A 22,741-nucleotide genomic window follows, 5' to 3' on the forward strand; every position below is an offset into this window, starting at 1 on the left:
TAGCTCCACCGCGACGTAACCAAAGCTCTTCGTGGACAATCCGATCGGGGAGACGGCAGCGCCGCCGCGCCAGTGCGGGATGTTGCCAGGAACTGGGGGCGCAGACGGATCGGTCTGCGCCCGCGCCCCCGTTCCTGACTCCCCGTGGAGCGTCTGACCGTGAGCGGCTGTGACTCTCAGCCGTTGGATGAGCAAATCAGTAGGTCGAGACCTTTGTCATCACGATGAAGGTGAATCCGACGCTCGTATGGCGGCGCAGGGATATGTCGCACTTGACCCGCCGCAGTACCTCGTTTCTGCTGAGTCGGAGCCCTTGCGCGATGAGCCGGTCGGGCCGAATGGGCACCGCGGCCTCGAAGTCGACTGCCACGTGCCATGGCCACGCCTCGTCGAGTCGTGCGGGTGGAGCGTCTAGCTGCCAGGCTCCTTGCCAATCGAGGGCGAGCCCAAGGCGTCGAGCGAATTGTGGGTCGAGCAGTGTGGCTGCTACGAGCGTCGGATCGTTGGCGTAGTAACCGTCGAGCAATGCCGGATCGAGGGACCTGACCGGCGCTCGCTCGTGGACGGTGAGCTTGCTCGTCCGATCGCAGGACACGCAACGGACCAGAAGCCACACGTCCAGGAGTTTGCCGTTGGCGTTGACGCGGAATCTGCCCTTGCCGGTGGTGGCCGACCTCGATGGGCAGTCAACGCACCGCAACGACAGCAGCGGCAGCCTGGTGCGGCGGACGACCCAGGGCAGCGCGATATGAGGTTGTGAAGACATGATGATCTCTCTGAAGACCTGACACGAGGCCGATTACGCGCGGCCTCGATCGCTGCATGAACGGGCGCACGCGGGCAGCCCGGCAAGACCGACGGGGCGTCGGCCTGCGAATGCACGGAGGAAGCGTCAGGTCTAAAGAGCAGGCGTGGTCACGCGGTTCGTCCTCTGTCCTCATCGCGAAGGGGTGCCCGGCAACCTACGAGGACGTGACAGTGGAACACAAGCGAATTCCCGGACAGCGATCCGCATGCCGCTGATGCATGTCAGGGGTCATGTCGATCAGGTACGTGCGTTGCTCGAGTCCGCAGGCAGCGATCGTCGAGGAACGGTGAACTCACATGCCGCGATCCGCCCTGTGCGGGCCCCGGATGTCGTCCCAGGCCTTTGACGGTGCCAGGGCAAGAACAGACAACGCGGTGGGCCCGTGTCTGACATGAACCCGGATACCGCTTCTCCATCCACCTCGTCTATGTCCTGTGAACGATCCGCGGCGATGGGCAGGCGACCGCGCTGCGCCCGCAGCCGTTCATGACAGGTCTTCCACGGCCCGTAACGTTCCGGCAGATCCCGCCACGGCGCGCCCGTACGCAGCGTCCACAAGATCCCGTTAATCACCTGGCGGTGATCACGCCACCTACCCGAGCGTGTACCCGGCTCAGGCAACAACGGCTCGATCACCGCCCACGCCTTGTCCGTCACCTCACCGCGACCCACCACCAACGCATGGCGGACGACCCACCGCTACGTGATCGGTAGGACACGCCCTAGGCGCCGGTGTGGGTGATCCAGACCTGGCTCGTCGGGTCCGCGTTCACCCACCGGAGCATGTCGTCGGCGAGGCGGCGCAGCTGGTGCGGGTCGAACTCGTCGATCGGCGCGCCGAAAGCGCCGTGGACGATGGCCAGCACCCGCCACAGCAGTCCTGTGCCGCTACGGCGGATCAACGCCAGTTCGCCGTTTGCGCCGATGCCCCACACCGTCCCCGGCGCCTGGGCGATCACTACCTCACCGACGTACGCGGTGACAAGCTCCACTGTGACCCGGTACCACGGATCGCGCGGTGCGTGGCCGGCGTCGGTGCCGCCGGCGAGCGCGCCGTAGTACGACATCGCGAGCGTCGGCGCCGCCTCGGCGAACTCCCGCTGGAGACGGTCCCGCGAATCTCGCAGCCACGCCCAGAGCTCGTCGAGTGACGCGCGTGTTCCGTCCAGGCGCAGGCCGGTGACGTCGCGCAGCCGGTCGGTGAGCGGCAAGGTGCTCATGTGCCACGCGGTCAGGGTCGCCTCCTCGGTGACGCTGAGCCGCGGGTCGCTTCCGGTGGTCAGCGCGGGCACGCCGAATTCGGCGAGGCGTTGCAGCAGGTACGGCCGGTGCGACGGCTGGGTCCGCTCGTAGTCGATCTGGTACAGCTCGCGGGCCTCGGCGAGCCGGCCGCGCGATACCAGGACGCTTGCGTGCAGCCGGATCTCGGAAAGTCGGTACCGCCCGGCCTCCTCGATCGACTCGTGGTTCTGCCACCGCTGCAGGATCGCGTCCACGGACGTCAACGGTTCGAGGGCGGGCCGCAAGCGACCAGTGACTACCTCGCCGAGCACAGCGACGTCGTCGAGGTCACCGCTGTACAGCAGGACGCTGTGCTGGTGGACGTCCGACAGTTTCAGTCGGACGTACGCCTCCAGCCTGATCACATGCTCGCCCGGTTCCTGGCCGAACCGGTGGTCGAGGATGATGACGTGGCTCAGCTCGCTGTCGACGACGTGGGTCAGCCGCCAGCCGTCCCGCTGGAAACCGGTGAGCCCCTCCACCATCCCGGCGGCCCGGTCCATCGCGGCCATCCAGGGCGGTCGCTCCTTCTTGGCCTCCTCCCAGCGGCGACGCACCGCCGCGGACAGGCGCCCGGTCGGCACGGCCGCAGCCGAGATCACGACGGCCTCCCGCTCGATGTGTTCCACCGCGGTCACGCCCGGCAGCGTCCGGAGGAACTCGACCATCCCGGCCACCAGATCCTCGCGCTCCCAGGCGACCTCCTCGGCGAAGAGCATCTCATGCGACCAATCTGCCCCGAACCCGGTCTCACCAAGCCGCCACTCATCATCCACGGCGGTCAGTATGCCGACCGGTGTTCCAACACCAGACGCACCGCCCGCTCCCGCACTTCTCGCGGGTACTGCTTCGACGTGGCCAGATCCTCTCAAGCAAAGAGGTCTCCACCAGGACCGGGTTTGTTCAGCCGCCGATGGAAGGGCGCCTTCGGTCGGTGCTGATCGCGCCTGTCGGCCAACGGCACCGCCATCATCATCTGGGACTGCAACGGCGGGGCCAACCAGCAGTGGCGGACCAACTTCACGAGCGGCCCGACCTCACCGCCCACGTCCTCCTCACCCCCGAGCGGCTGCGCTCTTCCGTCGACGTACCGCTGGTCGTCGACCGGGGCGCTGGCGAACCCGCGGAACGGGTGGCTGTCCCTCAAGGACCTCACCAACGTTGTCTACAACGGCAAGCACCTGGTCTACGCGTCGAACGTCTCGAGCGCAGGATCGTATGGCTCGATGAACTTCGGCCTGTTCACGAAGCTGGTCCAACATGGCCTCGGCCACGCAGACCGGGATGGGCCAGGGCACGGTGGCGCCCACGCTGCTCTACTTCGCCCCAAAGAACATCTGGGTACTGGCGTACCAGTGGGGGCCGACCTCGTTCAGCTACAAGACGTCGACCGACCCGACCAACGCCAACGGTTGATCCGCGGCACAGACGCTGTCCACCGCCAGCCTTCCCGGCGCCCCGTACGGCGTGATCGACCAGACCCCTCATCGGCGACGACCAGAACATGTACCTGTCCTTCGCCGGTGACATCGGCATGATCTACCGGTCGAGCATGCCCATCGGGAACTCCCGGGCAGCTTCGGGTCGAACTACACGACGATCATGACCGACTCCACCAACAACCTGATCGAAGGGGTCGAATTCTACAAGGTCCAAGGCCAAACCAGTACCTGATGATCGTCGAGGCGATCGGAAGCCAGGGGCAGGGAAGGACCCCAGCGCCGGTGGCGACTACAACCGACTGCCGTGGCGGCCGGGTGTGCTTACCCTGCAGCGTTAGGGGAAAGGGCTTCTGACCCAGACCGCCCGGGTGTGTCCGACGCCGACCGGCGCCGGACACACCCGGATTGAGCTTGGCCCGATTTCCCGAACAGGTCCGGTGTGGCGATCAGGACTGGGGCGGCCCCAGGTCTGCGTCGCTGCCCGGCAACACCGGATTACCGAGCCTGCGATGACTAAGCTGGCCGTCCAGAGACCGCCGTGCGCCGGCATCGCGGCGGTCGTGCTGTACACGGTCGCTTTGTACTCCTGCCGGTGGTGATGGATCTTTTGGTCGGGGCCGCCCTGGTGGGCTGCGCGCCGGCAGGCTTCACGACTGTTCACCACGTGGTCGTCACAGCCCTGTTCTCCTTCCTCGCCTACGGACTCTGGCGCGCGTGGGGCCTTGCGCGGGTGCTCGTGCTGCTGATCGTGGTCTCAGCCTGGGCTGGTGGTGGGTGCCGTGGCGGCGGCTGGTCGAGATCGCGCTATCGCCGCTACGAGCGTTGTCCGCGGCCACCTGCAGCCGCCGCAGAACCCGGTCATGGCGGCGGGCCGGCTCGAGCAACCATGTGACGGCTGCGGCGTGCTCTTGCGGGATGAACGCGTTGGCAGGTTCCCGTCCGACCTCGACGCGAATCTCACGGCGTCGGGTGGCGACGTACTCGCGGACCATCCAGTACGACACCACCCCGGCCCCGTCATGTTCGTCAAGCAGTCGATCGAAGATCCGCTTCGCCGTGTGTCGCTGCTTCCGCGGCGCGTCGAGGTCCGAGCGCAGCCAGTCGTCGATCACCACTCGGTACGCGTCAAGCCGTGAGCCGCGTTTGGGCGGTTGCTTTCTCTCCTTCGGCCATGCAGATTCCAGCGCCGCTGTCACGGTTCGGAAGCCGACGCCGTGCTTGCGCTGCAGCGCGCGGTTGGACATCCCAGATCGGGCATCCCGTCGGATCGCCGCGTACAGGTCGACCCGGGAACGCGGCTGCGTCATCGGTGGCACTCCTGACGTGAGCACGCCGTGGGCACGACTTTCGGCACCGGGCCACCGCCCGGGAGCGGTGACCGCATGCGACCACAGCCCGGAATCACTGGCCCTACCGAGGTGCCTGGTCATGTGCTGCGCAGGGCTTCGGTGGGCGGTACTGAGTCGGCCCGGAGTGCGGGGTACGACCGACGACGGAGCCGATGAGCAGCGAGTAGGCCAGGTCGAGTCCCACTGAAGCCCAGGTCAGTACGACGGCCCGGCCTTGCGTGGCGACGAAGACGTTGGTGGCGAGCACGCCCAGGGTCAGGCCTGTGATGCCGCCGACGACATCAACCTCGACACCACCTGTCCGCCCCCGTGTCCCTGGCGCGACGAAGATCTGCTTGCGCGGTGCCTAATCGGTATTCCCGCAACACCTCGCGGGCCCCCTCAGTGTTCGCTGCTGAAGAACCGTAGCAACAGCGGGCCGACGGTCTGTGGGTCGACGACGTGATCCGGCCCCTCGAGGGTCTCCCGTTGAGCGTCGGGCAATTGGTCTGCAAGCTCGTCGGCTGCGCGGTCGAAGAAGTCCGAGGGCAGGCCTGCCATATAGGGGACCGTGATCGGCCCTCCGGTGGTGACCAGGACCGGTTGGGTGACCGTTGCCAGTCGATCGGCCGGCAATTGGTAGCGGTTGAGGAAGACGCTGTCGTGGACCAGCGTGGGCGCGAGGGCGACCGAATGCGCCCAATGCGCCGTCTGCTTGCCTGCCGCTTTCCTGGCCGCGATGTTGTCGTCGGAGGCGCCGGTCATGCGCATGAACAGTTCGAGAACCTCCTCGTCTCGCCCGGCGTCGAAGGCGCGTCGGGTGTCTGCGATGTACTCCTCGAATCGCGGGCGTATGTCGTCCCCGACCGCGTAGGGCACCTCCCACACGGCGATCGTGTCGATGGCTGACCCGGCCGCGGCGGCTTCCAGCGCCAGCGCGCCGCCTGAGGACGCCCCGAACAGGTGTGCCGAGCCGCCCGCCTCCGCGATCAACGCATCCAGGTCCTCGATCTCCCTTTCCACGGCGTACGGCTCGGTGAAGCCGCTCGCGCCGCGTCCCCGACGGGCATAGTTGTAGACCGTGAAGTGCTCGGCGAGAGCCGGCGCCAAGGGAGCGTTCTCCACCCCCTCGTCGAGTGCTCCGCCCACCAGAATGACGGCCGGACCGCTTCCTTCCCTGTCGTAGGCGATGGTGGTGCCATCGTTTGATGTCACGCGAAAGGCCATCTCGTTCATCTCACATCTCCGTTCGAGAGATTTGTCTCAGCGCCTGAGCAGCGTGCCGACGACGGCCTCGGTGCGCGACCACCGTGTCCCTGCGATCACGGCCGCCACGACGAGTAAGGCGAGCGGCAGCCAAGGGCTCTGCTCGAGCACGAACTGATCGGTGATGACAGCACCGGTCAGCAATGCCGCCAACCCGAGACTGGCCAGGCCCGCCAGAGCCGGGATCAGAAGTGCAACCCCTCCCGCGACCTCCAGCGCTCCGACCAGGTACCGGAGCCACTGGCCAGCCCCGATGTCGGCGAACATGTCCACCATGCCCGGGTCGCCGGCGAGCTTCGAGATTCCGCCGCCGGCGATTATCGCCGCCAGCACGACTTGCAGAATCCAGACCCCGATGCTGCTCGCCCGCCCGGGCGTGTGCGCAACGGTTTCCGAGTTGTTCTCGGCGATGGTGCTCATTCGGCTCTCCTTGTCGTGTCCGGGCCTGGTACCGGTGATGGCGTTGGCCGAGTAGGCCGGGTTGTCGGAGTTGATTTCGACCAAGTGCTCGCGGTAGCGGCATCTACTTCTTGTTGCGGTAGAGGACCATGGTGATGGGACCGAAGACCGCGACGAGAAGTACGGACGAGACGAGCACCCAGCCGATTTCCCCGGCGGGCACCGAGCCGTGCATCAGGCCGCGTACCACGGTCGCCAGGTGGGTGATCGGGTTGACCTCGACGACCGCCTGCAACCACCCGGGCATCGTCTTCGGGTCCACGAAGATGTTGCTCCCGAACGTCAGCGGGAACATCACCATCATGCTGACCCCCGCCACCGAGTTCGGCGTGCGCAGGATCAGGCTGAGCATCGTCCACAGCCACGACAGGCAGAACGAGAACACCAGCAGCAGCACCACCGAGAGCACCACGCCGACGGCGCCACCCTCCGGCCGGAACCCTAGGACCAGTCCGAGCGTGATCACGATCGCCGACCCGATCGAGTAGCGCATCACATCGCCGAGCAGGGCGCCGACCAGCGGCGACGGTCGCCACACCGGAAGTGACCTGAACCTGTCGAACACCCCCTTCTGGATGTCGGTGTTCACCGTTATGCCGGTGTTCATGGTGATCATGACGTTCGCCTGCACCAGGATGCCGGGCAGCAGGAACTGTAGGTACGCCTGTGTCGACCCGGCGAGCGCGCCGCCGAACAGGTAGGTGAACATCAGCGTGAACATGATCGGGAACATGGTCACGTCGACGAGCTGCTCGGGCACGTGTTTGATCTTCAGCAGCGCCCGCCAGCCGAATGTCAACGAGGTGAGCACCGGGCCGGGGCGAGACGGCCGCTCACCGACCAACAGCACACTGCGCAGCGCGTCCTCGGTGACCGGCGCCGACGCCGGCTCCGCGGACATGGCATTCATGCGGCATCCTCCTCGGGTGTCTCCTCGGCGGCGTGTCCGGTCAGGGTGAGGAACACCTCGTCCAGGCTCGGCTGACCGAGCGCGAACTCGGTGACGTCGATGCCGCTGCGGGACAGTTCGGCCAGGGAACGGGCGACCCGCTCGGGGTCGGAGATCCTTGCGGACAGCGCGGCCGGGTCGGCGGAGGGCTCGGCCGGCACCTCGAGGACGCCGGCGAGGACCCGTTCGGCCTCGGCCCGCTGCTCGGGCGCACGTAGCCGTACGTGCAGCGAGCCGGCGCCGACCGATGCCTTGAGCTGGCCGCTCGAGCCCTCGGCGACCACCTTCCCGTGGTCGATCACCGCTATCCGGTCGGCCAGCTGGTCGGCCTCGTCGAGGTACTGCGTAGTCAGCAACACGGTGGTGCCCTCGGCGACCATGCCCCTGACGATCTCCCAGACCTGGTTCCTGCTGCGCGGGTCGAGCCCGGTCGTGGGCTCGTCGAGGAAGATCAGTTCGGGGGTGACGACCAGGCTCGCCGCGATGTCGATGCGCCGGCGCATCCCGCCGGAGTACTTCTTCACCTGCCGGTCAGCCGCCTCGGCAAGACCGAACGCGTCGAGCAGGTCGGCCGCCCGCTCCCTGCCTCGGCGGCGTGAGTAGCCGAGCAGCCTGGCGAGCAGCAACAGGTTCTCCACCCCGGTGAGGTCCTCGTCGACCGACGCGAACTGCCCGGTGAGGCCCACCCTGCTCCGCACCGCCTGGGCGTCACGCACGACGTCGTAGCCGAGCACTTGCGCCTCTCCGGCGTCGGGGTGCAGGAGCGTGGCCAGCATGCGGATCGCGGTGGTCTTGCCCGCCCCGTTCGGACCGAGCACGCCGTACACGCCCCCGGCGCTCACGGCCAGGTCGACACCGGCGACCGCGTGGGTCTTGCCGAAGCTCTTCTTCAACCCTCTCGTCTCGATCGCGAGCTTTCCCATGGGTTCGATTCCTTCTCTCGGTGTTGCGAACGGATTGGTTGAGCTAGTCAAGTTTGATTACTTGGCCAAAGTGCACGAGGAGGAAACATCTAGTCAAGTTTGATTAGAAGCGTATCTTGAGGTGATCGGAGACCGTTCGCCACGAACCCGGATCATCGGCCATGTCCCGATTGGGGTGCTCCCGCCACTTGGCCTGCACTACGAGCTCCGCTTCCAGGCGCGCGACCCGCTCGTTAACGTGCGCGATGGCATCTGTCCTGGTCAGCATGGGCAACATGGCGATGGACGCGTTGAGCAGGCGTGTCCCGCCGATCATGTAGCAGTGGGTCGTGCACCATGCGTTGGTGGTGGGCCGTGGTGAGCTGACTGATAAGGCGTGGGCGGTGATTGAGCCGTTGTTGCCTGAGCCGGGTTCGCGGTCGGGTAGGTGGCGTGATCACCGGCAGGTGATCAACGGGATCTTGTGGAAGTTGCGCACGGGCGCGCCGTGGCGGGATCTGCCGGAGCGGTAAGGGCCGTGGAAGACCTGTCATGAGCGGCTGCGGCGGTGGAGCGTGGACGGCACCTGGGAGCGGATCCTGGCGCACGCGCAGGTCTTCGATGACGGCCAGCCGGTGGAATGGGTTGTCAGTGTGGACTCCTCGATTGTCCGGGCGCACCAGCATGCTGCTGGAGCCCGGAAAAAGGGGGCGTCGGCCGGGGTGCCGTGGCAGCGCAGGACGGTGAGGCGCTGGGTCGCTCCCGCGGCGGACTGAGCACGAAGATTCACCTCGCGGTCGATCGGCGTGGTCGGCCGTTGTCGATCGTGCTCACCGGCGGCCAGGCCGGCGACAATCCGCAATTGCTCAACGTGCTCGACGCGATCGCGGTCCGGCGCGGGCCAGGCCGGGCGCGTCGGCGCCCGGACATGATCATCGCTGACAAGGGCTACGCTCACGACTCGACCCGGGAAGCGTTACGCCGCCGACGTATCCGCCACACGATCCCGGAACGAGCCGACCAGATCGCCCGCCGCGCCGCCAAAGGCAGCCGCGGTGGACGGCCGCCCACGTTCGACCCGCAGATGTACCGGCAGCGCAACGTCGTCGAGCGTTGCTTCAACCGGCTCAAACAATGGCGTGACCTGGCCACCCGCTTTGCGAAACGGGCCGCGATCTACCGAGCCAGCCTGCTCCTGATCGCCACCATCATCTGGCTTTCATGATCGGCAGGACAGACCCTAGACGCCGAGCCGCTCGCCGCCCTCCTGACCGACCTGCTCGGACAGTGGGACGCCCAAGGACGACCCGACCAGCCCGCCATCACTGCGCATCGCAACCCAACGGCAATAGGTCGAAGCGCCGTCACCGGCGCCCGACGACACACCATCAGCCGACCTGACACCAGCATCACGGTCTCTTTCTGAACGGGCGGCGCGTCACCCGCCCGACTGCGGACGGGCAGGAATGTCGGAGGATATTGCTCCTCTATCGCACCGTCGTCGCGGTCGACACGAGTTCAGTTAAGGATGGAAGCGAGGCGCGCACGTTCGAACTACGCTTCTCGAGCCAGGCGCGTCCGCAAAGCAACCCTGCGCTAACAGATCCAGGTGAGTGGATCGAGCGCAGGTTCATGCCCCACCTAGACGCGGCTTCACGACCCGAAACGCGCCCCCAGACGTGCCGAGGCACAGGCCCTGAGCTGGGCGGATACCCGCCGAGGCGCAGGGTGATCTCGACGGCGGGATACAGCCCACAACTGCGCACTGCCCATGCGGTTGTCCCTGGTCACGGACGTCTACGTCGGGGAATGACCGTCCTGATCGCCGCTAGTTTGTGCGCGATAGACACGGCACCCTGCGCACGCTGTGATCACCCCCGTGCCCCCGGATGTTCCACCTGATTGCGTCGCGTTTGGGCCGGGGGAGGATTCCTGCACGCATCGCCGCATGGCATACGGAATGCAACCGGACTACGTCGTTGGTCGTCGACAGCCTGATCGCCGATCTTCGCGATTGCGCCCTCACCTGTCTATGAACCACCTAGACGGGATCGGGTCCGGGCCGGAGCTGTCGGGGGAAGCGTGGCGATGATGTCGGCGAGCGAGACGCCGGCCAGGCTGTGCCGCCATGCGTCGTGGGCCTCGGTCATCTTCTGGGCGAGAACACAGGTGCTCTGGCATTCCTCGGGGCGCAGCGCCCCGCGTCCCTGCTGGCGGATCTCGCGACACTCGTAGGGCGGGGAGGTGCCGTCGACCGCCTCGACGATCCGCAGCAGTGTGATCTCGGACGGTGGTCGTGCCAGCCGGAACCCGCCGCGTGGGCCTGTCGTCGCGGTCAGCACGCCGGATTTGACGAGGTCTTGCAGCTGCTTGGCCAGATAGGGCGCCGGGAGGTCGTAGTAGCGCGCGAGCTGCGCCGCCGACGCGCTGGCTCCGGGTTCGAGTTGGGCCAGTGTCGCGGCGCAGTGCAACAGCCATTCGGTGCTCGCGGGCAGCTTCACAGCGCCAGCTTATCGCGGATATTGCGGATCTGGTAAGTCCGGGATAGCGTCTGGCCTGCCAATGAACGAAGGGAAGATCGTCATGCGGATCGCAGTCGCTGGGGCGACGGGAAACATCGGTGCCCTCACGGTCGCCGCACTCGAACGGGGCGGACACGACGTCGTACGCATCAGTCGTTCCCTGGGTGTTGATCTGTCTACCGGTCACGGGCTCGACCGTGCCTTGGCCGGCGTCGACGCGGTCGTCGACGTCACCAGCGCGCCGGCGGCCGGCCACGCGGAGACGGTGGCGTACTTCGGAACCGCCACCCGCAACCTGCTCGCTGCCGGGGAGCGGGCCGGCATCCGACACCACGTTCTGCTCTCGATCGTCGGGGTCGACCGCGTCGAAGGCAACGCGCACTACGTGGGTAAACGTGAGCAGGAGCGCCTGGTTGCCGCGAGTCCGCTGCCGTGGACGATCGTTCCGGCCACGCAGTTCCACGACTTCGCCGCGATGGTCGCCAGTTGGACCGAGCGCGACGGCGTCGCGACGATCGCGCCGCTGCTCGTGCAGCCGATCGCCCCTAAGGATGTCGCCGAGGTCCTTGCCGAGGTCGCGGTGGGTGAGCCGCGAGGCCGCTACGCCGACATCGCTGGCCCGGAAACCCAGGACCTCGTCGACATGGCACGCCGCACCAACCAAGCGCGCGGCCACTCGGTGAAGCTCGTTCCGACGTGGTCGGCCATCCTTGGCCCGGATATGGCCGGCACCGTGCTGCTGCCCGGCGCCGGCGCCCGCATCACGCCCACCACCTTCGACGATTGGCTAGCGGGACAAGGACCGGACCGCACATCCGTCGAGGCACCGTAACGTGCGACGCAGGCGCTCGTTTGCTCCTCATCGTCGCGCGGCGTTCTGCGTCGAGCTGGTCGGTAGCGCGTGAGTGGGTCGAGAACTGCTGGCGCACCGTGCTCCGATGTCTGGGGACGGCCGCGCACTCCATGTGTTGTCCGGCGCGTGAGTCAGCATGGTTGCGTCTTCCCAAGGCCCTTGATCCACTTGCTGCCGCCGAGGTAGGCCGTTAGCGCTGTGGGAGTGCCTCAGGTTCGTCAGGTCCGTGAGGCCCATCCGCGGCGAAGGGACGCCCGGTTGCGGCGATGTGAGCCTCCATGGGGGAGGCCGAAGACCCAATCGATGCGGGCGACATACAGGCCGGTTTGCGGGAAGGTGACGGTCTGGAGTGGCTAACGTCTGCGTTGAGCTCGATCATTCTGATGGCGCCCGTCGTGGACCCCGCCCTCGAGCCGCGCCTCGACCGCGGGCAGCAGCACGGTCCGATTAGGACCGGAGACCCTGCGGTGCGCTCAGTGGTCACGGCAGTGAGCGGCGGTGAACACCTCGCGTTCGGTGATCTCATCGCTCATCACGCGCCGCCTCCTACCCGTACGAACGCGGTCACGGTGAAGGTGGTGCCGGCGGGTTGCTCGCGGCATTACATGTCTTGGTGGCCGCCGCTCTCCGCATACGGTCCAGCCCGTCCCCGGCGCCTGTCACCGTCGCGCTCCGGGAGAGGCGGGATTTGAGAGCCGTCGATGATATCGTCGAAAGTTGTCGATGCCTCTCCGGGCAGCGTCGCAGGGAGCCCGCCGAGGCCACCAACGACGACAGACCGAAAGGGAGACTATGACACGTCGGCCGTCGCCACGCCCTACGATCTGGTCCCGCACTCTTTCCGTAGCCGTCGCGCTCGGGTCTTTGCTCGTGTCCACGATGGTCGGTCCAGCGCCAACCGCGACGGGTGCGGCCTCCGACGCCAACCCCGCCAATCCCGTAGTCACCTGGGACCTGAACGCGCAGACGGCGATCTGGGACATCGCCGGCCAGCAGCCGAACGAGCAGGTGCGCAGCTTCGCGATGGTGAACGGCGCCGTCTACGACGCGGTGAACGCGATCGCTGGGACTCCGTACGAGCCGTACCTCGTCGCGCCGGCCACCGGCGGGACCGAGTCGGTGGACGCGGCCGTGGCCGCCGCCGCGCACGGGGTGCTCGCCGCGCTCTTCCCCGCTCAGCAGTCGCGCCTGCAAGCACAGTACGACGCCGCGCTCGCCGCGATACCCGAGGGGCGGTCGAAGCAGGGCGGCATCCGGGTCGGAGACCGGGCCGCGGCCGCGATGGTCGCCGCCCGGCAGAGCGACGGCGCGTTCGGGGACCAGCAGTGGGCGACCGGCACCGAGCCCGGTCAGTGGCGGCCGACGCCGCCGCTGTTCCTGTCCCAGGGCGCGTGGACCGGGCACATGCGGCCGTTCCTCCTTCCCCGCGTGTCGGCGTTCCGCACACCCGGGCCGCCTGCGCTTACCAGCGCCGCGTACGCCCGCGACCTGAACGAGGTCAAGCAGCTGGGCTCGGCCACGAGCACCGTGCGCACCCAGGACCAGACCGAGGCCACGATCTGGTGGCACGACCGCCGATCCGCGAACTGGGAGATCAAGCGCCAGCTCGCGACCAGCCAGCGGCTGGACGTTCTGCAGACCGCCCGGTTCTTCGCGATGACCGACCTCGTCGTGGCCGACTCGGGTGTGGCCTGTTTCCGCCAGAAGGACGTCTGGAGCTACTGGCGTCCGGTCACGGCGGTCCCGCTGGCCGACACGGACGGCAACCCCCGCACCACGGCGGACCCGGGCTGGACGTCGCTTCTCGTCACGCCGCCCTTCCCCGAATACCCCTCCGGTCACGCCTGCGGCACTGGCGCCCGGATGTCGCTGTACCGCTACTTCTTCGGCCGGGACGACGTCACGTTCAGCGGCCACAGCGCCGACTCGGGTACGACCCGGCGGTTCACCAGCTTCTCGCAGGCACTCACCGAACTCATCGGCGCCCGCGTCTGGGGCGGCGTCCACTTCCGCACCGCGGACGTCGACGGGGCGAAGCTGGGTGAGGAGGTCTTCCGGTACGCGGTCCGGCACCACTTCCGCCCGCGACCGTGAGGCGGGGACCGGCTGGCCCCGGCCTGACCGGGGCCGACCCAAATGGCGACGGCCGAGCAGCTCGCCAAGGCTCGCGGCTGCGTGCACGCGCTGATGCTCGATGACGCGATCAGCGGCTTCGAGTTGGGTAGGCGTCCTGCGAGCAGTTCCTCGCCGCGACTGCTCAGCGGTCGTTCCGGGCGCTTTCATCCACGGCGGCGCCGAGCTTCTCCCATGCAGCACGGCGGTTGAGCGTGATCACGCCGACAGCGCACATCAGGACGGCGAGGGCCCCGGTGACCGCCATGTTCGCGGCGGCGATCCGGCCACCACTCGGCAACTCGTACACGACCTGGGTCATCCCGGCGTGCATAAACGTCGGTATGAAGGTGAGGAGCGGTGCGGCGATCGTACTCACGACGACCGAGCAGAGGTAGAAGATGACGCCGATGGCCACCGCCACCGGCAGGCGGCGTACCAGCAAGCCCAGGCCAACACCCAGCACGGCCCAGATCGGGAAGTAGCCGAGACCGATGAGCAGGGTGCGCCGGATCCCGGTGTGGATCTCCGTCGGCGACGGTGCGTACGGATAATCGCCCGGGTTGGCCAGGACCTTGTCTTCGTATCCAGCGAGGCTGTTAGCGTCGGCTCGAGTCAACGCGTAGGCCACGACCCCGGCGACCGCGGCCAGGGCGAGCGAGGTCAGCACCGCGACGGCCAGCTTCGCGACCAGGGCGGCAAGCCAACCCGGTGGCGCGAAGGCGGCGGGCACGCCGATCCGGCCGGCGAACTCCCGGGTCACCAGGCCGGCGGCGAACAGCATCGCGAGGAGTTGCCCGGCCGAGTGCCCGGAGGTGTACCGATGCGTAACGAGTACGCCCAACTGTTCCAGGACCTCGTCGTCACCTTGTGGATCGTAGTTGCCGTACATCTCCGCGGCGACGTCGTTCATCGAAAACGCGACCAGGGTGAATACCGCCATCAGCGGAACCAGCAGCCACCAACGTTTATTGCGGAGGCTGTGCCGCAGTTCGGCGACCAGTGTCTGGGTCACGTCGCTCCGATCCGGCGAGTTTCACGGGCCATTCTCGCAACCTTCGACGGCCTCCCACAATGGCGTCGTCGATAAGCGCGAATCGCGATCCGGTCCGTCGGAGGCCGGGCGGGTGGAGGAATGGCGGCCGTCCGAGTCCGGGCTGGTCCCAGGTCGCTGGCCTGGATCAAACCGGCGGATCAGATAAACGTGTCCGTCGAAGATGGACGCTTCTGCGGGGGAGCAGCGTCCGCCGCGGTGATCAGCCGACCCCGTTGTGGCCGCTCGCAAAAAGCGCCTAGCGAGTCGCCGGCGTGGGCGCTTCGGCTCGGGTCAGTGTTCGGGGCTGGCCATGGCGGCGATGGCGAAGGTGCAGGTGGTGGCGTAGTCGTGGAGGGCGGCGGGGAACTCGGCTTCGAGGGCCGCCGGGGAACGTCCGGGTCTCCACCATGGTCAGGTCACCCAGCTCTCGAGCGCGGTGAAGAACGGCGTGCCGCCACCTACCAAGACCGGCATTGTGACCAGCACGTACTCGTCGATCAGCCCGGCTCGCATGGCCGCCCCGGCGAGCGTCGCACCGCCGATGTCCATCGGGCCGGCGTCCTCGGCCTTGAGCCGGGTGATCTCGGTGGCCGCGTCGCCGGTGACCAGGCGGGTGTTCCAGTCGACTCGCGGTGGACAGCGCGTTCGGCGCCAACCTGCGCCGGCTGTCGGTCGCCGTCGACACGAGTTCAGTTTGGGCGATGGAAGCGAGGCGCGCACGTTCGATCTACGCTCCTCGAGCCAGGCGCGTCCGCAACGCAACCCCGCGTTACCGAATCCTGGTCGGTGGATCGAGCACAGGTTCGAGCCCCACCTAGACGCGGCTTTGACGACCCGAAACGCGCCCCCAAACGCGCCGAGGCACAGGCCCTGAGCTGGGCGGATACCGTCGAGGCGCAGGTTGATCTCGATGGCCGGATGCAGCCCACAACTGTGCACCGTCTGGCCGGTTGTCCCTGGTCACGGAGGTGTACGTGGGCGATTGACCGCGCCGTAGGGGGTCGCTGGGTGGGCAGCTGGTGCGGGGACCTGGGCACGGGGTGGGTAGCGTGAGCCGATGCGTTCAGCGGCAGACATTCGGCGCCGCTGGCTCGACCGGGTGCCGCTGATGGTCACAAGGCCCGGGATGTGGGCGAGCAGCGGGCAGGCGGTCGACTGGATGGCCAGGGGGCTTCTCGCGGATCTGTGTTTCCTTGACGAACGCGACGCCGACCAGGCGGCGGTCGAGACGATGCTCAGCTCGTACGGGAAGCTGGGCGTCGCTGGACCCTTCATCGCGATGTTCGGCAAAGACCGTAGCTGTGTGGCGGAGGTCGCTTCAGTCTTCGCAGAACAGTTCCACCGCCTGGGTTACCTTCAGGTGGAACGGCTGCTCGACGCAGACGAGTGGGACCACCTTAACGCGGGCCTCCTGCAACGATTCGACGGGCAGGACGTTCGTCGCAGTGAGGTCGAAGCCTGCTACGGGCCGCCTAGCGTCGTCATTGAAAAGCGTGTGCTCTGCTACGCCAGGGCTAACAGGCCCGGCTGGCTCTTCTTCGACTGCTTCGAAGACCAGGGATCCGGGGAGTATGTACCGGGTGCGGGCCGCTACGAGTGGCGGCGGAACGAGGATCTGTTGGTGCGAGCGGTACGCCGTCCCGCACCAGACTTCGAAGCTGGCCTCGTCCTGACGCTGTACGGCAAGGTCATGCGGTGGGGACCCGGCTGGTGGCTCGACCAGGCCGATGGGCTGTCCGACGAACAGCAGGCCATTGCCGCCCAGCTACGCGCCGTCCGAGCCAGTGACCCATCCCAGTCGCTACATGCTCGCGATGACGACCACCGGCGCTGATCTTAGGACCGTCCGGCCGTATCGTCCTCGATGAGGTAAGGCTCTACGCTTCAATCCCGTAGCCGTTCGCGGTCAGCTGAGGGTTCGTCGGCGAACCGGCGGCAACCGGTTGTCCCTGGTCACGCACGTCTACGTAGGCAATTTACCCGGGCTGTAGGCGTCTCTGGGCGGGCAGCCGGTCCGGCGACCTGCGCATGTCGGCGGCGTGAAATGTGGATCATGGCAGGTGGTCCCGGGCGGGAGACCAGACTGTCAAGCGCCGCATCCGCTCATGACGAGAAGCGACGGTGCGCTCGTTGCCGCGCATGCCGCGCCGTGTCGGAGAATGGGCTGATGTCGCAAGCGCACGTCCTTGTCTCCCCTTCGCCGCTGAGCGCGCGTGCGCAGGATTTCTTGACCAGGCACGCGCGGGTGACGCCTCTCGCGCCAGGGCCGAGTGATGACGAGTGCCGGGCTGCGATGCGTTCGATGCTCGGATACAGCGACGAGGGCATCCTGGCCACGTTTCGGCGCATTCGGCATCGATATTCGGGATTGATCTACTTCAGCAGGTTCCGTCAAGCCGAGATCCTGTTCGAGCCCACATTCGAAGTCGACCGCGATGCAAAACAGGTTGTCTTTGAGTACGCGGTCATGGACGCTACGCCCGACGGCTGCCGCAGTGGATTTGTGCGGCCCGACGAAACGGTGTGGTTCGGCTTTCTGCACCGTGATGCGCCGGCGTTTCCCTCGCTCGACCACTTTCTGGAGTGTGACGCCCTGCTCCACCACGCCCACCAACAGCGGCTCCTGTCCACGGAGACACCGCCGGATGCCAACGCCTACCTGACCGCCCTACGTGCTCGTCATCCACGCCTACGGCCGATGAACTCAGCGAGCGGATTCTCGGTGGGGTGGTGGAGCGATGATGAGAGGCTTGTGTACATCAACGGCTTCGAGGCGCGGCTGGCGGCCGACGGACATGGCATGAGCCCGGCGCCGACCGTCGTGACGACCTGGCTCATCGACGAATCCTCCCGATAGGGCCGCCCGCTGCCACGCCCGGCGTTTCCGCATCCGCTCATGCCGCGAGTAGGCCGGGCCAGCTCGTCGGCCGTCACGCTCCTGCCGTCGAGTCGTATCATGGTTTGACGGCGCGGGTCGCGAAGTAGCCGAGCAGCCAGCCCGCGGTGGCGTCCGAGTGGTGCGGTGCCTCCTCGAACCCGGTGATGACGAAGCCCGCGGCGAGTTGGCCGCCGAGCTGCTCGGCCATGCTGTGGCTGTACTCCAGCGGCGCGTCCGCGCCGAAGAGCCGCTCGCGTTCCTCGGCCGGTACGTGCGTGACGTCGCTGTACGGCAGTTTGTGCCGGACCACCAGCTCGCCGCGCTGGTCCAGCGCCTCGTGGTCGAACAGGTAGACGTCCGGGTTGAGAAAGCCGCACAGCAGCGTCCCGCCCGGTCGCAGCACCCGGAAGGACTCCCGCCACACGGGGGCGAGGTCGGGGATGAACAGGTTCGAGACCGGGTTGAAGACGAGGTCGAAGGAGGACTCGGCGAACGCGGACAGGTCGCGCATATCGCCGAGCATCGTCCTGAGCGGCACGTTGTCCCGCGCAGCGACCAGCTCGTCCTGCTCGAGCTGGCGCGGCGAGTTGTCCAGCACGGTGACCCGGGCACCGGCCGCGGCCAGCGTCGGCCCCTGCTGGCCGCCGCCGGAGGCCAGGCACAGCACGTCCGCGTCGGATAAGTCGGCGGGGAACCAGGAGCGGTCTACGGGTTGGTAGCCGATGAGCACGACCGACCAGTCACCTGCCCGGGCGCTGGCCACCGTCTCCGCGGAGATCGGCCGCGACCACTCGTTGCCCCGGTCGACCTGCCGGTCCCAGGCCACGCGATTGTGGGCGACTGGATCAACACTCATCCGCCCACGCTAGACCGTGCCCTGGCCGTGCCCGTGCGGGCGGCCTGATCACCATCCTCAGTCCCCGAGAGGGATCAGCTGGTTCGACGACGAGTCGGGGGCCAGGTCCGGTCGAGCAGGCGGCGGGCCGGATCGGCCTGCGGATTGACGAGGTGACGCAGGTAATGGGTGCGGCAGTACCTCGGCGACGACCTCGGGCTCGACCTTGACGTACCGCACGGGTTCAGCACGCTGCCACGATCCTGACCACGATGCCGGCAGCGGCTGCGGGCACGGATGTTCAACTGCGCGCCGACCCCGTTGTGCGACGGGCCGGGACAGCAAGGGCGCGAGCCGCCCCGCCCGACCTGATAGCGCTGATCCTCGCGCTTGGCGACGACACCCTCGATCCCAGTCGCCCGGCGTAGGCCCGAGCGGGTCAATAGCGGTTGAGGTTCTGGCTCGGAGCCAGCACGATTCGCGGAGACGATCCGGGATCGAGCCACTCCAGGACTTCGAGGAGGTCGGCCTGTGTCAACGAGACGCAGCCCGCGGTGGCGCCGCTCCCGGCCACGTGCAGGAAGATACCGCTGCCGAGGGCCGGGGTGGCCGCCTTCGCCGGGATGTTGTAGTTGATGACCGCGAAATAGTTGTACTGCGGCACGGTCTGCCACAGCGCCTCGCTGTACCCTCCGGGGTCGCTGCCGTGCACGAAGCTGTTGTACGTCGGCGAGCTCGGATTCTCGTCCCAGTAGTCGTTGGCCACCAGCTGGTGGTAGCGGTAGTTGACGCCAGGGTTGGCGCGCACGCCGTACATGGTGGAGCCGATGGTGTAAACGCCCGTCGGCGTCGTGGGGACGCCTTCGACGTGATTGTCGCTGAATCCCTTGCTGCCGATCCGGGCGCTCATCACGCCGAACTTCGACCGCCACACCCCGTTGGCCTTCTCGAAGGTCTCGAGCTTCGCGAAGCTCGTGCCGTAGCCGTCGCTGTGGACGACGACGAGCTGGCCGGTGCTGGCCGGGATCGTATGCAGCCTGGAGGCAACGGTGACCGGCGGCGCCGCCTTCGTGGTGGGGGAGTGGGACGGCGACCTACTCGCGGACGGCTTCGGCGACCGGCTCGCCGGAGCCGACGGGGAGGAACTGGCCGACGGCGATGAGGAGGCAGTGGCGGCACCGGCCCGGCCGAGCGCCCACCTGTCGGCCGGCGTCGACTCAGGGTTCACCGTGCCGTTGCCGTGCGGATCGGAGCAGGCCGTCAGTCCGAGCGCGGCGACCAGCGCCACGGCGACGACCCCGCACACGGTGCGCCGGATCTTTGCCGTCATGGGCGTCGGTGGGAGTAGGTGTCGAGCACTGCTCGCAACCGCGCCGTGTCGTCGTCGGGCAGCGCACGCCGGGGAAGCACCAGTGCCGTCGCGCCGGGTCCCTCGGAGGCGACCAGGACGAAGACGTGGTCACCCTCGACGTACAGCGGAAACATGGACCAGGACGACATCGATGCCCCGGTCGCGTTGTCCACGCTGATGCCCACGCTCGACACGGTGGTCCGGATCGGTCGGGCCAACGTCGGGTTCCCGCGCATGAGAAGGCGTGCCTGCCACCGATGTATGCGGCGCACGAGAAGGCGGCGGGTCAGCAGGCCGACTCCTACGGCGAGAAGCACAGCAGCGACGCAGGCGATCGCGGTCTGCGGGGCGGCATCCGCCGGTGCCTCCCACACCGCCGAACGGACGAGGCCGATCGCGAGCCCGACCAGTGCGGGAACCATCAGCAAGGCGGCCCACCATCCGCGCCGGATGCCGCGTCGCTGTGCGGCGATGCCCTCCGCCAGATCGTCGTCAGTCAGGGTGTAGGACAGCTCGATCTCGCCCATCGTGGCCTGTTGCGCGGTCATCCCTTGGACCTGCCGAGGCGGACGTTCGCGGACGGGGTCGCTGATGTCGCTGTCACCTGCGGCACGACCACCAGGCCGTAGTTGTAGTTGGCCATCAGCAGGTCCTTGAGGCCGTCGTCGTTGACGTCGGCGATGGCCAGGCCGCGCGGGGTGAACGAGCTCGCCGGTGGCAGCTGGGACCTGAGGAACTCGTTGCCGAGCCAACCGTCCGGCCGTTGCAGCAGCACGCCGGCCGCGCTCCAACCGCCGTGCGTGATGGCGACGTCGTTGCGGCCGTCGTTGTTGACGTCGGCGATGGCGATCGCGTCCGGGATCTCGTACACGGGATAGCGGATCCACCGCCCGAGCACGCCCGCACTGTCGTGGGTGAGCACCTGTACCTGGGCGTTCGGCGCGTTGCCGGAGACGGTGACGACGACGTCGTCGCGGCCGTCGCCGGTCACGTCGCCGACGGCCATGGAGCCGACGGTGCGCAGGTATCCGGCGGGAGCCTGGTATGTCACCGGGTCGGCGAACGACCGGGGTGCCGTCTGGCTGCTGACCTGTATCGCCTGGCCGAGCTGGACGACGAGATCCGGGCTGCCGTCGCCGGTCATGTCGACCACGTCCAGGACGAAACCGCGATGTGCGGATACCGGAGACGCGGGCGTGAAGCCGCCCGTGTCGTCCGCGTATCGGGCCAGCACGCCGTTGTCGGTCACCGCGACGATGTCGGCCCGGCCGTCGCGGTCCAGGTCAGCGAGTTTGAGGTCGTTGACGTCGTCGGCGAACGAGATGTGCTCGGGAGCCGAGAGCCCGGCCGCGGTGTGGCGGAACACGTCGACGCCGTCGCCGGTCGCGACGACCAGTTCGTTGTCACCGTCGCCGTCCAGGTCGCCGATCACGGGGTACATGCTGCCGCCGGTCGGCGTCGACGTCGCCACCTGCTCGCGCAGCACGAGCTGGTTCTCCGCTTCCTGGACGAACAGGAACGCCGAGTGGTCGTGCGCGTCGTCGGAACCCTCGGTCGTCGTCACCACCACGTCGGCGAGCCCGTCGCCGGTCAGGTCGCCGGCGGCGACGGCCTCCTCCCACGAGCCGAGTTCCAACCAGGACGGGCCGGCGAAGGCGACAGAGCCATAAGGTTTGGTGACCACGGGCACGGCATCCGTGGATGCGCTGGCACCCGCCGCGGTCCGGTCGTGCCCCTGGAACTGGGCGTAGACGCGTTCCGGAGTCCAGCCGCTGCCGTTGACCATGGCGATCGCGGTGCCGTCGGTGCCGTCGACGTCGGCGAACGCGACCGTCCCGCCCGAGGTCATGAACGCGACCTCGCCCGAGGGGATGCGGCCGTCCGCGAAGCGTACGTTCGCGATGAGCAGGATCCGCTGCCCCTGCTCGACCGAACCGGGCGATACCGTCACGGTCGTGGTGGTCGACGGGCCGGTGTAGACCCGCACGGCATCGGAGGTTGCGGTGGCGCCGCCCGCGCCCACCGCGCGGATCCAGTAGACGTAGCGGGTGGCGGTGGCCAGGCCGCTGTCGACGAATTCGGCCGACGTGGCACTGCCGACCACCGTCTCCACCGGCGCGGCGTCGCTCAGCCGGACGACGTCGTAGCGGGCGGCGCCGGACACCGCCTTCCAGCGCAGCGTCATGCTGGTCTCGGCCGCGGTCGCCCGGATCTCGACCGGCTTCGGGAGCGACGTCAGCACCGACACCGCGACCGAGTCGCCGGAGACCTTCTTGCCTGACCGTGTCCGTACGACGTAGTAGTACACGGTCTCCGGCGCCACCGCGTTGTCCACGTACGACGTCCCGGACGCCGTCCCTACCAGCGTGTACGGGCCGCCCGACGCGGTCGCGCGGCGCACCTCGTAGCCGGTGGCTTCGGTCACGGCCGCCCAGCTCACCTCGACCGAGGTCGCCGACGTCGCCTTGGCGACCACCGAACCGGGCGGCTTGAGCGTCGCCGCGACGGCTGGCGTGGCCGAGGCCGCCGTAGCCACAAGAGCCAGGAGCAGGACGACGGCGCTGCGGCCGACCCTCCGTGATCGCACCAACACGCACCTCTCCGATCCCCCGTGGTCTCCGTCCGTAGCTACAGCGTCAGTAGGGCGCGAAAACGTCACCGTCGGAACCTGGGACGCGGTGACGCCGCGGGCCACCCAGGCGCTAAATCGATAAGGACC

General features: G+C 67.9%; 18 protein-coding genes and 3 pseudogenes. 6 read left to right on the plus strand and 15 right to left on the minus strand.

Going from position 1 to position 22,741, the window contains the following annotated elements:
• Positions 1 to 196 precede the first annotated feature (196 nt).
• The 3 genes and pseudogenes from AB0H87_RS12240 to AB0H87_RS12250 all read right to left on the minus strand — a co-directional run bounded on the left by AB0H87_RS12240 (position 197) and on the right by AB0H87_RS12250 (position 2,865).
• Positions 197 to 766 (minus strand): DUF1062 domain-containing protein, encoded by a 570-nt coding sequence (locus AB0H87_RS12240; RefSeq protein WP_360143148.1) that lies wholly within the window; start codon positions 764 to 766, stop codon positions 197 to 199.
• 516 nt (positions 767 to 1,282) lie between these two features.
• A pseudogene (locus tag AB0H87_RS12245) lies at positions 1,283 to 1,480 on the minus strand (transposase); the annotation flags it as partial.
• 50 nt (positions 1,481 to 1,530) lie between these two features.
• Positions 1,531 to 2,865, minus strand: a complete 1,335-nt coding sequence (locus tag AB0H87_RS12250; RefSeq protein ID WP_360143150.1) for a hypothetical protein — start codon at positions 2,863 to 2,865, stop codon at positions 1,531 to 1,533.
• Positions 2,866 to 3,120: 255 nt separating this feature from the next.
• Here AB0H87_RS12250 and AB0H87_RS12255 point away from each other — a divergent pair.
• Positions 3,121 to 3,869, plus strand: a pseudogene (locus tag AB0H87_RS12255) (non-reducing end alpha-L-arabinofuranosidase family hydrolase); the annotation flags it as partial.
• Between the two features lie 333 nt (positions 3,870 to 4,202).
• On the opposite strand, the gene AB0H87_RS12260 reads toward AB0H87_RS12255, so the two are convergent.
• From AB0H87_RS12260 to AB0H87_RS12280, 5 genes are all read right to left on the minus strand, one after another.
• A complete protein-coding gene (locus tag AB0H87_RS12260) occupies positions 4,203 to 4,838 on the minus strand; it encodes a hypothetical protein (RefSeq protein WP_360143196.1) in 636 nt (211 codons plus the stop codon).
• Positions 4,839 to 5,261: 423 nt separating this feature from the next.
• Positions 5,262 to 6,095, minus strand: a complete 834-nt coding sequence (locus AB0H87_RS12265; RefSeq protein ID WP_360143152.1) for an alpha/beta fold hydrolase — start codon at positions 6,093 to 6,095, stop codon at positions 5,262 to 5,264.
• A 27-nt stretch (positions 6,096 to 6,122) separates the two neighbouring features.
• Positions 6,123 to 6,629, minus strand: coding sequence for a DoxX family protein (locus AB0H87_RS12270; RefSeq protein WP_360143154.1), 507 nt, complete (start codon positions 6,627 to 6,629; stop codon positions 6,123 to 6,125).
• Positions 6,630 to 6,648: 19 nt separating this feature from the next.
• Complete coding sequence (locus tag AB0H87_RS12275; protein WP_360143156.1) at positions 6,649 to 7,494, minus strand: ABC transporter permease; 846 nt, start codon at positions 7,492 to 7,494, stop codon at positions 6,649 to 6,651.
• Positions 7,491 to 8,456, minus strand: coding sequence for an ATP-binding cassette domain-containing protein (locus tag AB0H87_RS12280; RefSeq protein WP_360143158.1), 966 nt, complete (start codon positions 8,454 to 8,456; stop codon positions 7,491 to 7,493). The genes AB0H87_RS12275 and AB0H87_RS12280 overlap by 4 nt, the downstream gene beginning before the upstream one ends.
• 347 nt (positions 8,457 to 8,803) lie before the next feature.
• Here AB0H87_RS12280 and AB0H87_RS12285 point away from each other — a divergent pair.
• A pseudogene (locus AB0H87_RS12285) lies at positions 8,804 to 9,660 on the plus strand (IS5 family transposase).
• 805 nt (positions 9,661 to 10,465) lie between these two features.
• Here the strand turns inward: AB0H87_RS12285 and AB0H87_RS12290 are convergent.
• The gene (locus AB0H87_RS12290; protein WP_360143160.1) at positions 10,466 to 10,936 is read right to left on the minus strand and encodes an Rrf2 family transcriptional regulator; all 471 of its coding nucleotides are present in this window, start codon (positions 10,934 to 10,936) and stop codon (positions 10,466 to 10,468) included.
• An 82-nt stretch (positions 10,937 to 11,018) separates the two neighbouring features.
• Between AB0H87_RS12290 and AB0H87_RS12295 the strand changes: the two genes are divergently transcribed.
• Together AB0H87_RS12295 and AB0H87_RS12300 are read left to right on the plus strand one after the other, a co-directional pair.
• Complete coding sequence (locus AB0H87_RS12295; protein WP_360143192.1) at positions 11,019 to 11,789, plus strand: NAD(P)H-binding protein; 771 nt, start codon at positions 11,019 to 11,021, stop codon at positions 11,787 to 11,789.
• A 900-nt stretch (positions 11,790 to 12,689) separates the two neighbouring features.
• Positions 12,690 to 13,904, plus strand: coding sequence for a vanadium-dependent haloperoxidase (locus AB0H87_RS12300; RefSeq protein ID WP_360143162.1), 1,215 nt, complete (start codon positions 12,690 to 12,692; stop codon positions 13,902 to 13,904).
• A 163-nt stretch (positions 13,905 to 14,067) separates the two neighbouring features.
• Here the strand turns inward: AB0H87_RS12300 and AB0H87_RS12305 are convergent, their stop codons facing one another.
• The gene (locus AB0H87_RS12305) at positions 14,068 to 14,937 is read right to left on the minus strand and encodes a hypothetical protein (protein ID WP_360143164.1); all 870 of its coding nucleotides are present in this window, start codon (positions 14,935 to 14,937) and stop codon (positions 14,068 to 14,070) included.
• Positions 14,938 to 15,369: 432 nt separating this feature from the next.
• Entirely contained in the window at positions 15,370 to 15,678 is a 309-nt protein-coding gene (locus tag AB0H87_RS12310; protein ID WP_360143166.1) for a dihydrofolate reductase family protein, read from the minus strand.
• Between the two features lie 337 nt (positions 15,679 to 16,015).
• On the opposite strand from AB0H87_RS12310, the gene AB0H87_RS12315 reads away from it, so the two are divergent.
• Both AB0H87_RS12315 and AB0H87_RS12320 read left to right on the plus strand, forming a co-directional pair.
• Positions 16,016 to 16,792, plus strand: a complete 777-nt coding sequence (locus AB0H87_RS12315; RefSeq protein WP_360143168.1) for a hypothetical protein — start codon at positions 16,016 to 16,018, stop codon at positions 16,790 to 16,792.
• 333 nt (positions 16,793 to 17,125) lie between these two features.
• Positions 17,126 to 17,815 carry a hypothetical protein gene (locus AB0H87_RS12320; protein ID WP_360143170.1) on the plus strand — a complete coding sequence of 230 codons (690 nt, stop codon included), beginning with the start codon at positions 17,126 to 17,128 and terminating at the stop codon, positions 17,813 to 17,815.
• A 97-nt stretch (positions 17,816 to 17,912) separates the two neighbouring features.
• Here AB0H87_RS12320 and AB0H87_RS12325 read toward each other — a convergent pair whose 3' ends face one another.
• The 4 genes from AB0H87_RS12325 to AB0H87_RS12340 form a co-directional block, all read right to left on the minus strand.
• Entirely contained in the window at positions 17,913 to 18,692 is a 780-nt protein-coding gene (locus AB0H87_RS12325) for a class I SAM-dependent methyltransferase (RefSeq protein WP_360143172.1), read from the minus strand.
• Between the two features lie 418 nt (positions 18,693 to 19,110).
• Complete coding sequence (locus tag AB0H87_RS12330) at positions 19,111 to 20,001, minus strand: L,D-transpeptidase family protein (RefSeq protein WP_360143174.1); 891 nt, start codon at positions 19,999 to 20,001, stop codon at positions 19,111 to 19,113.
• Entirely contained in the window at positions 19,998 to 20,570 is a 573-nt protein-coding gene (locus tag AB0H87_RS12335; protein WP_360143176.1) for a YcxB family protein, read from the minus strand. Before AB0H87_RS12335 ends, AB0H87_RS12330 begins: the two co-directional genes overlap by 4 nt.
• Positions 20,567 to 22,609: an FG-GAP-like repeat-containing protein gene (locus AB0H87_RS12340; RefSeq protein ID WP_360143178.1), complete on the minus strand. Its 2,043-nt coding sequence runs from the start codon at positions 22,607 to 22,609 to the stop codon at positions 20,567 to 20,569. Before AB0H87_RS12340 ends, AB0H87_RS12335 begins: the two co-directional genes overlap by 4 nt.
• Positions 22,610 to 22,741: the final 132 nt, after the last annotated feature.

This window comes from Asanoa sp. NPDC050611 (genome assembly GCF_040654855.1).
Classification (GTDB): domain Bacteria; phylum Actinomycetota; class Actinomycetes; order Mycobacteriales; family Micromonosporaceae; genus Asanoa.

Coding starts and splice junctions, on each gene's coding strand:
- AB0H87_RS12240 (WP_360143148.1), bottom strand. CDS start 766: ATGTCTTCACAACCTCATATCGCGCTGCCCTGGGTCGTCCGCCGCACC.
- AB0H87_RS12260 (WP_360143196.1), bottom strand. CDS start 4,838: ATGACGCAGCCGCGTTCCCGGGTCGACCTGTACGCGGCGATCCGACGG.
- AB0H87_RS12265 (WP_360143152.1), bottom strand. CDS start 6,095: ATGAACGAGATGGCCTTTCGCGTGACATCAAACGATGGCACCACCATC.
- AB0H87_RS12275 (WP_360143156.1), bottom strand. CDS start 7,494: ATGAATGCCATGTCCGCGGAGCCGGCGTCGGCGCCGGTCACCGAGGAC.
- AB0H87_RS12280 (WP_360143158.1), bottom strand. CDS start 8,456: ATGGGAAAGCTCGCGATCGAGACGAGAGGGTTGAAGAAGAGCTTCGGC.
- AB0H87_RS12295 (WP_360143192.1), top strand. CDS start 11,019: ATGCGGATCGCAGTCGCTGGGGCGACGGGAAACATCGGTGCCCTCACG.
- AB0H87_RS12300 (WP_360143162.1), top strand. CDS start 12,690: ATGGTCGGTCCAGCGCCAACCGCGACGGGTGCGGCCTCCGACGCCAAC.
- AB0H87_RS12315 (WP_360143168.1), top strand. CDS start 16,016: ATGCGTTCAGCGGCAGACATTCGGCGCCGCTGGCTCGACCGGGTGCCG.
- AB0H87_RS12320 (WP_360143170.1), top strand. CDS start 17,126: ATGTCGCAAGCGCACGTCCTTGTCTCCCCTTCGCCGCTGAGCGCGCGT.
- AB0H87_RS12325 (WP_360143172.1), bottom strand. CDS start 18,692: ATGAGTGTTGATCCAGTCGCCCACAATCGCGTGGCCTGGGACCGGCAG.
- AB0H87_RS12330 (WP_360143174.1), bottom strand. CDS start 20,001: ATGACGGCAAAGATCCGGCGCACCGTGTGCGGGGTCGTCGCCGTGGCG.
- AB0H87_RS12335 (WP_360143176.1), bottom strand. CDS start 20,570: ATGACCGCGCAACAGGCCACGATGGGCGAGATCGAGCTGTCCTACACC.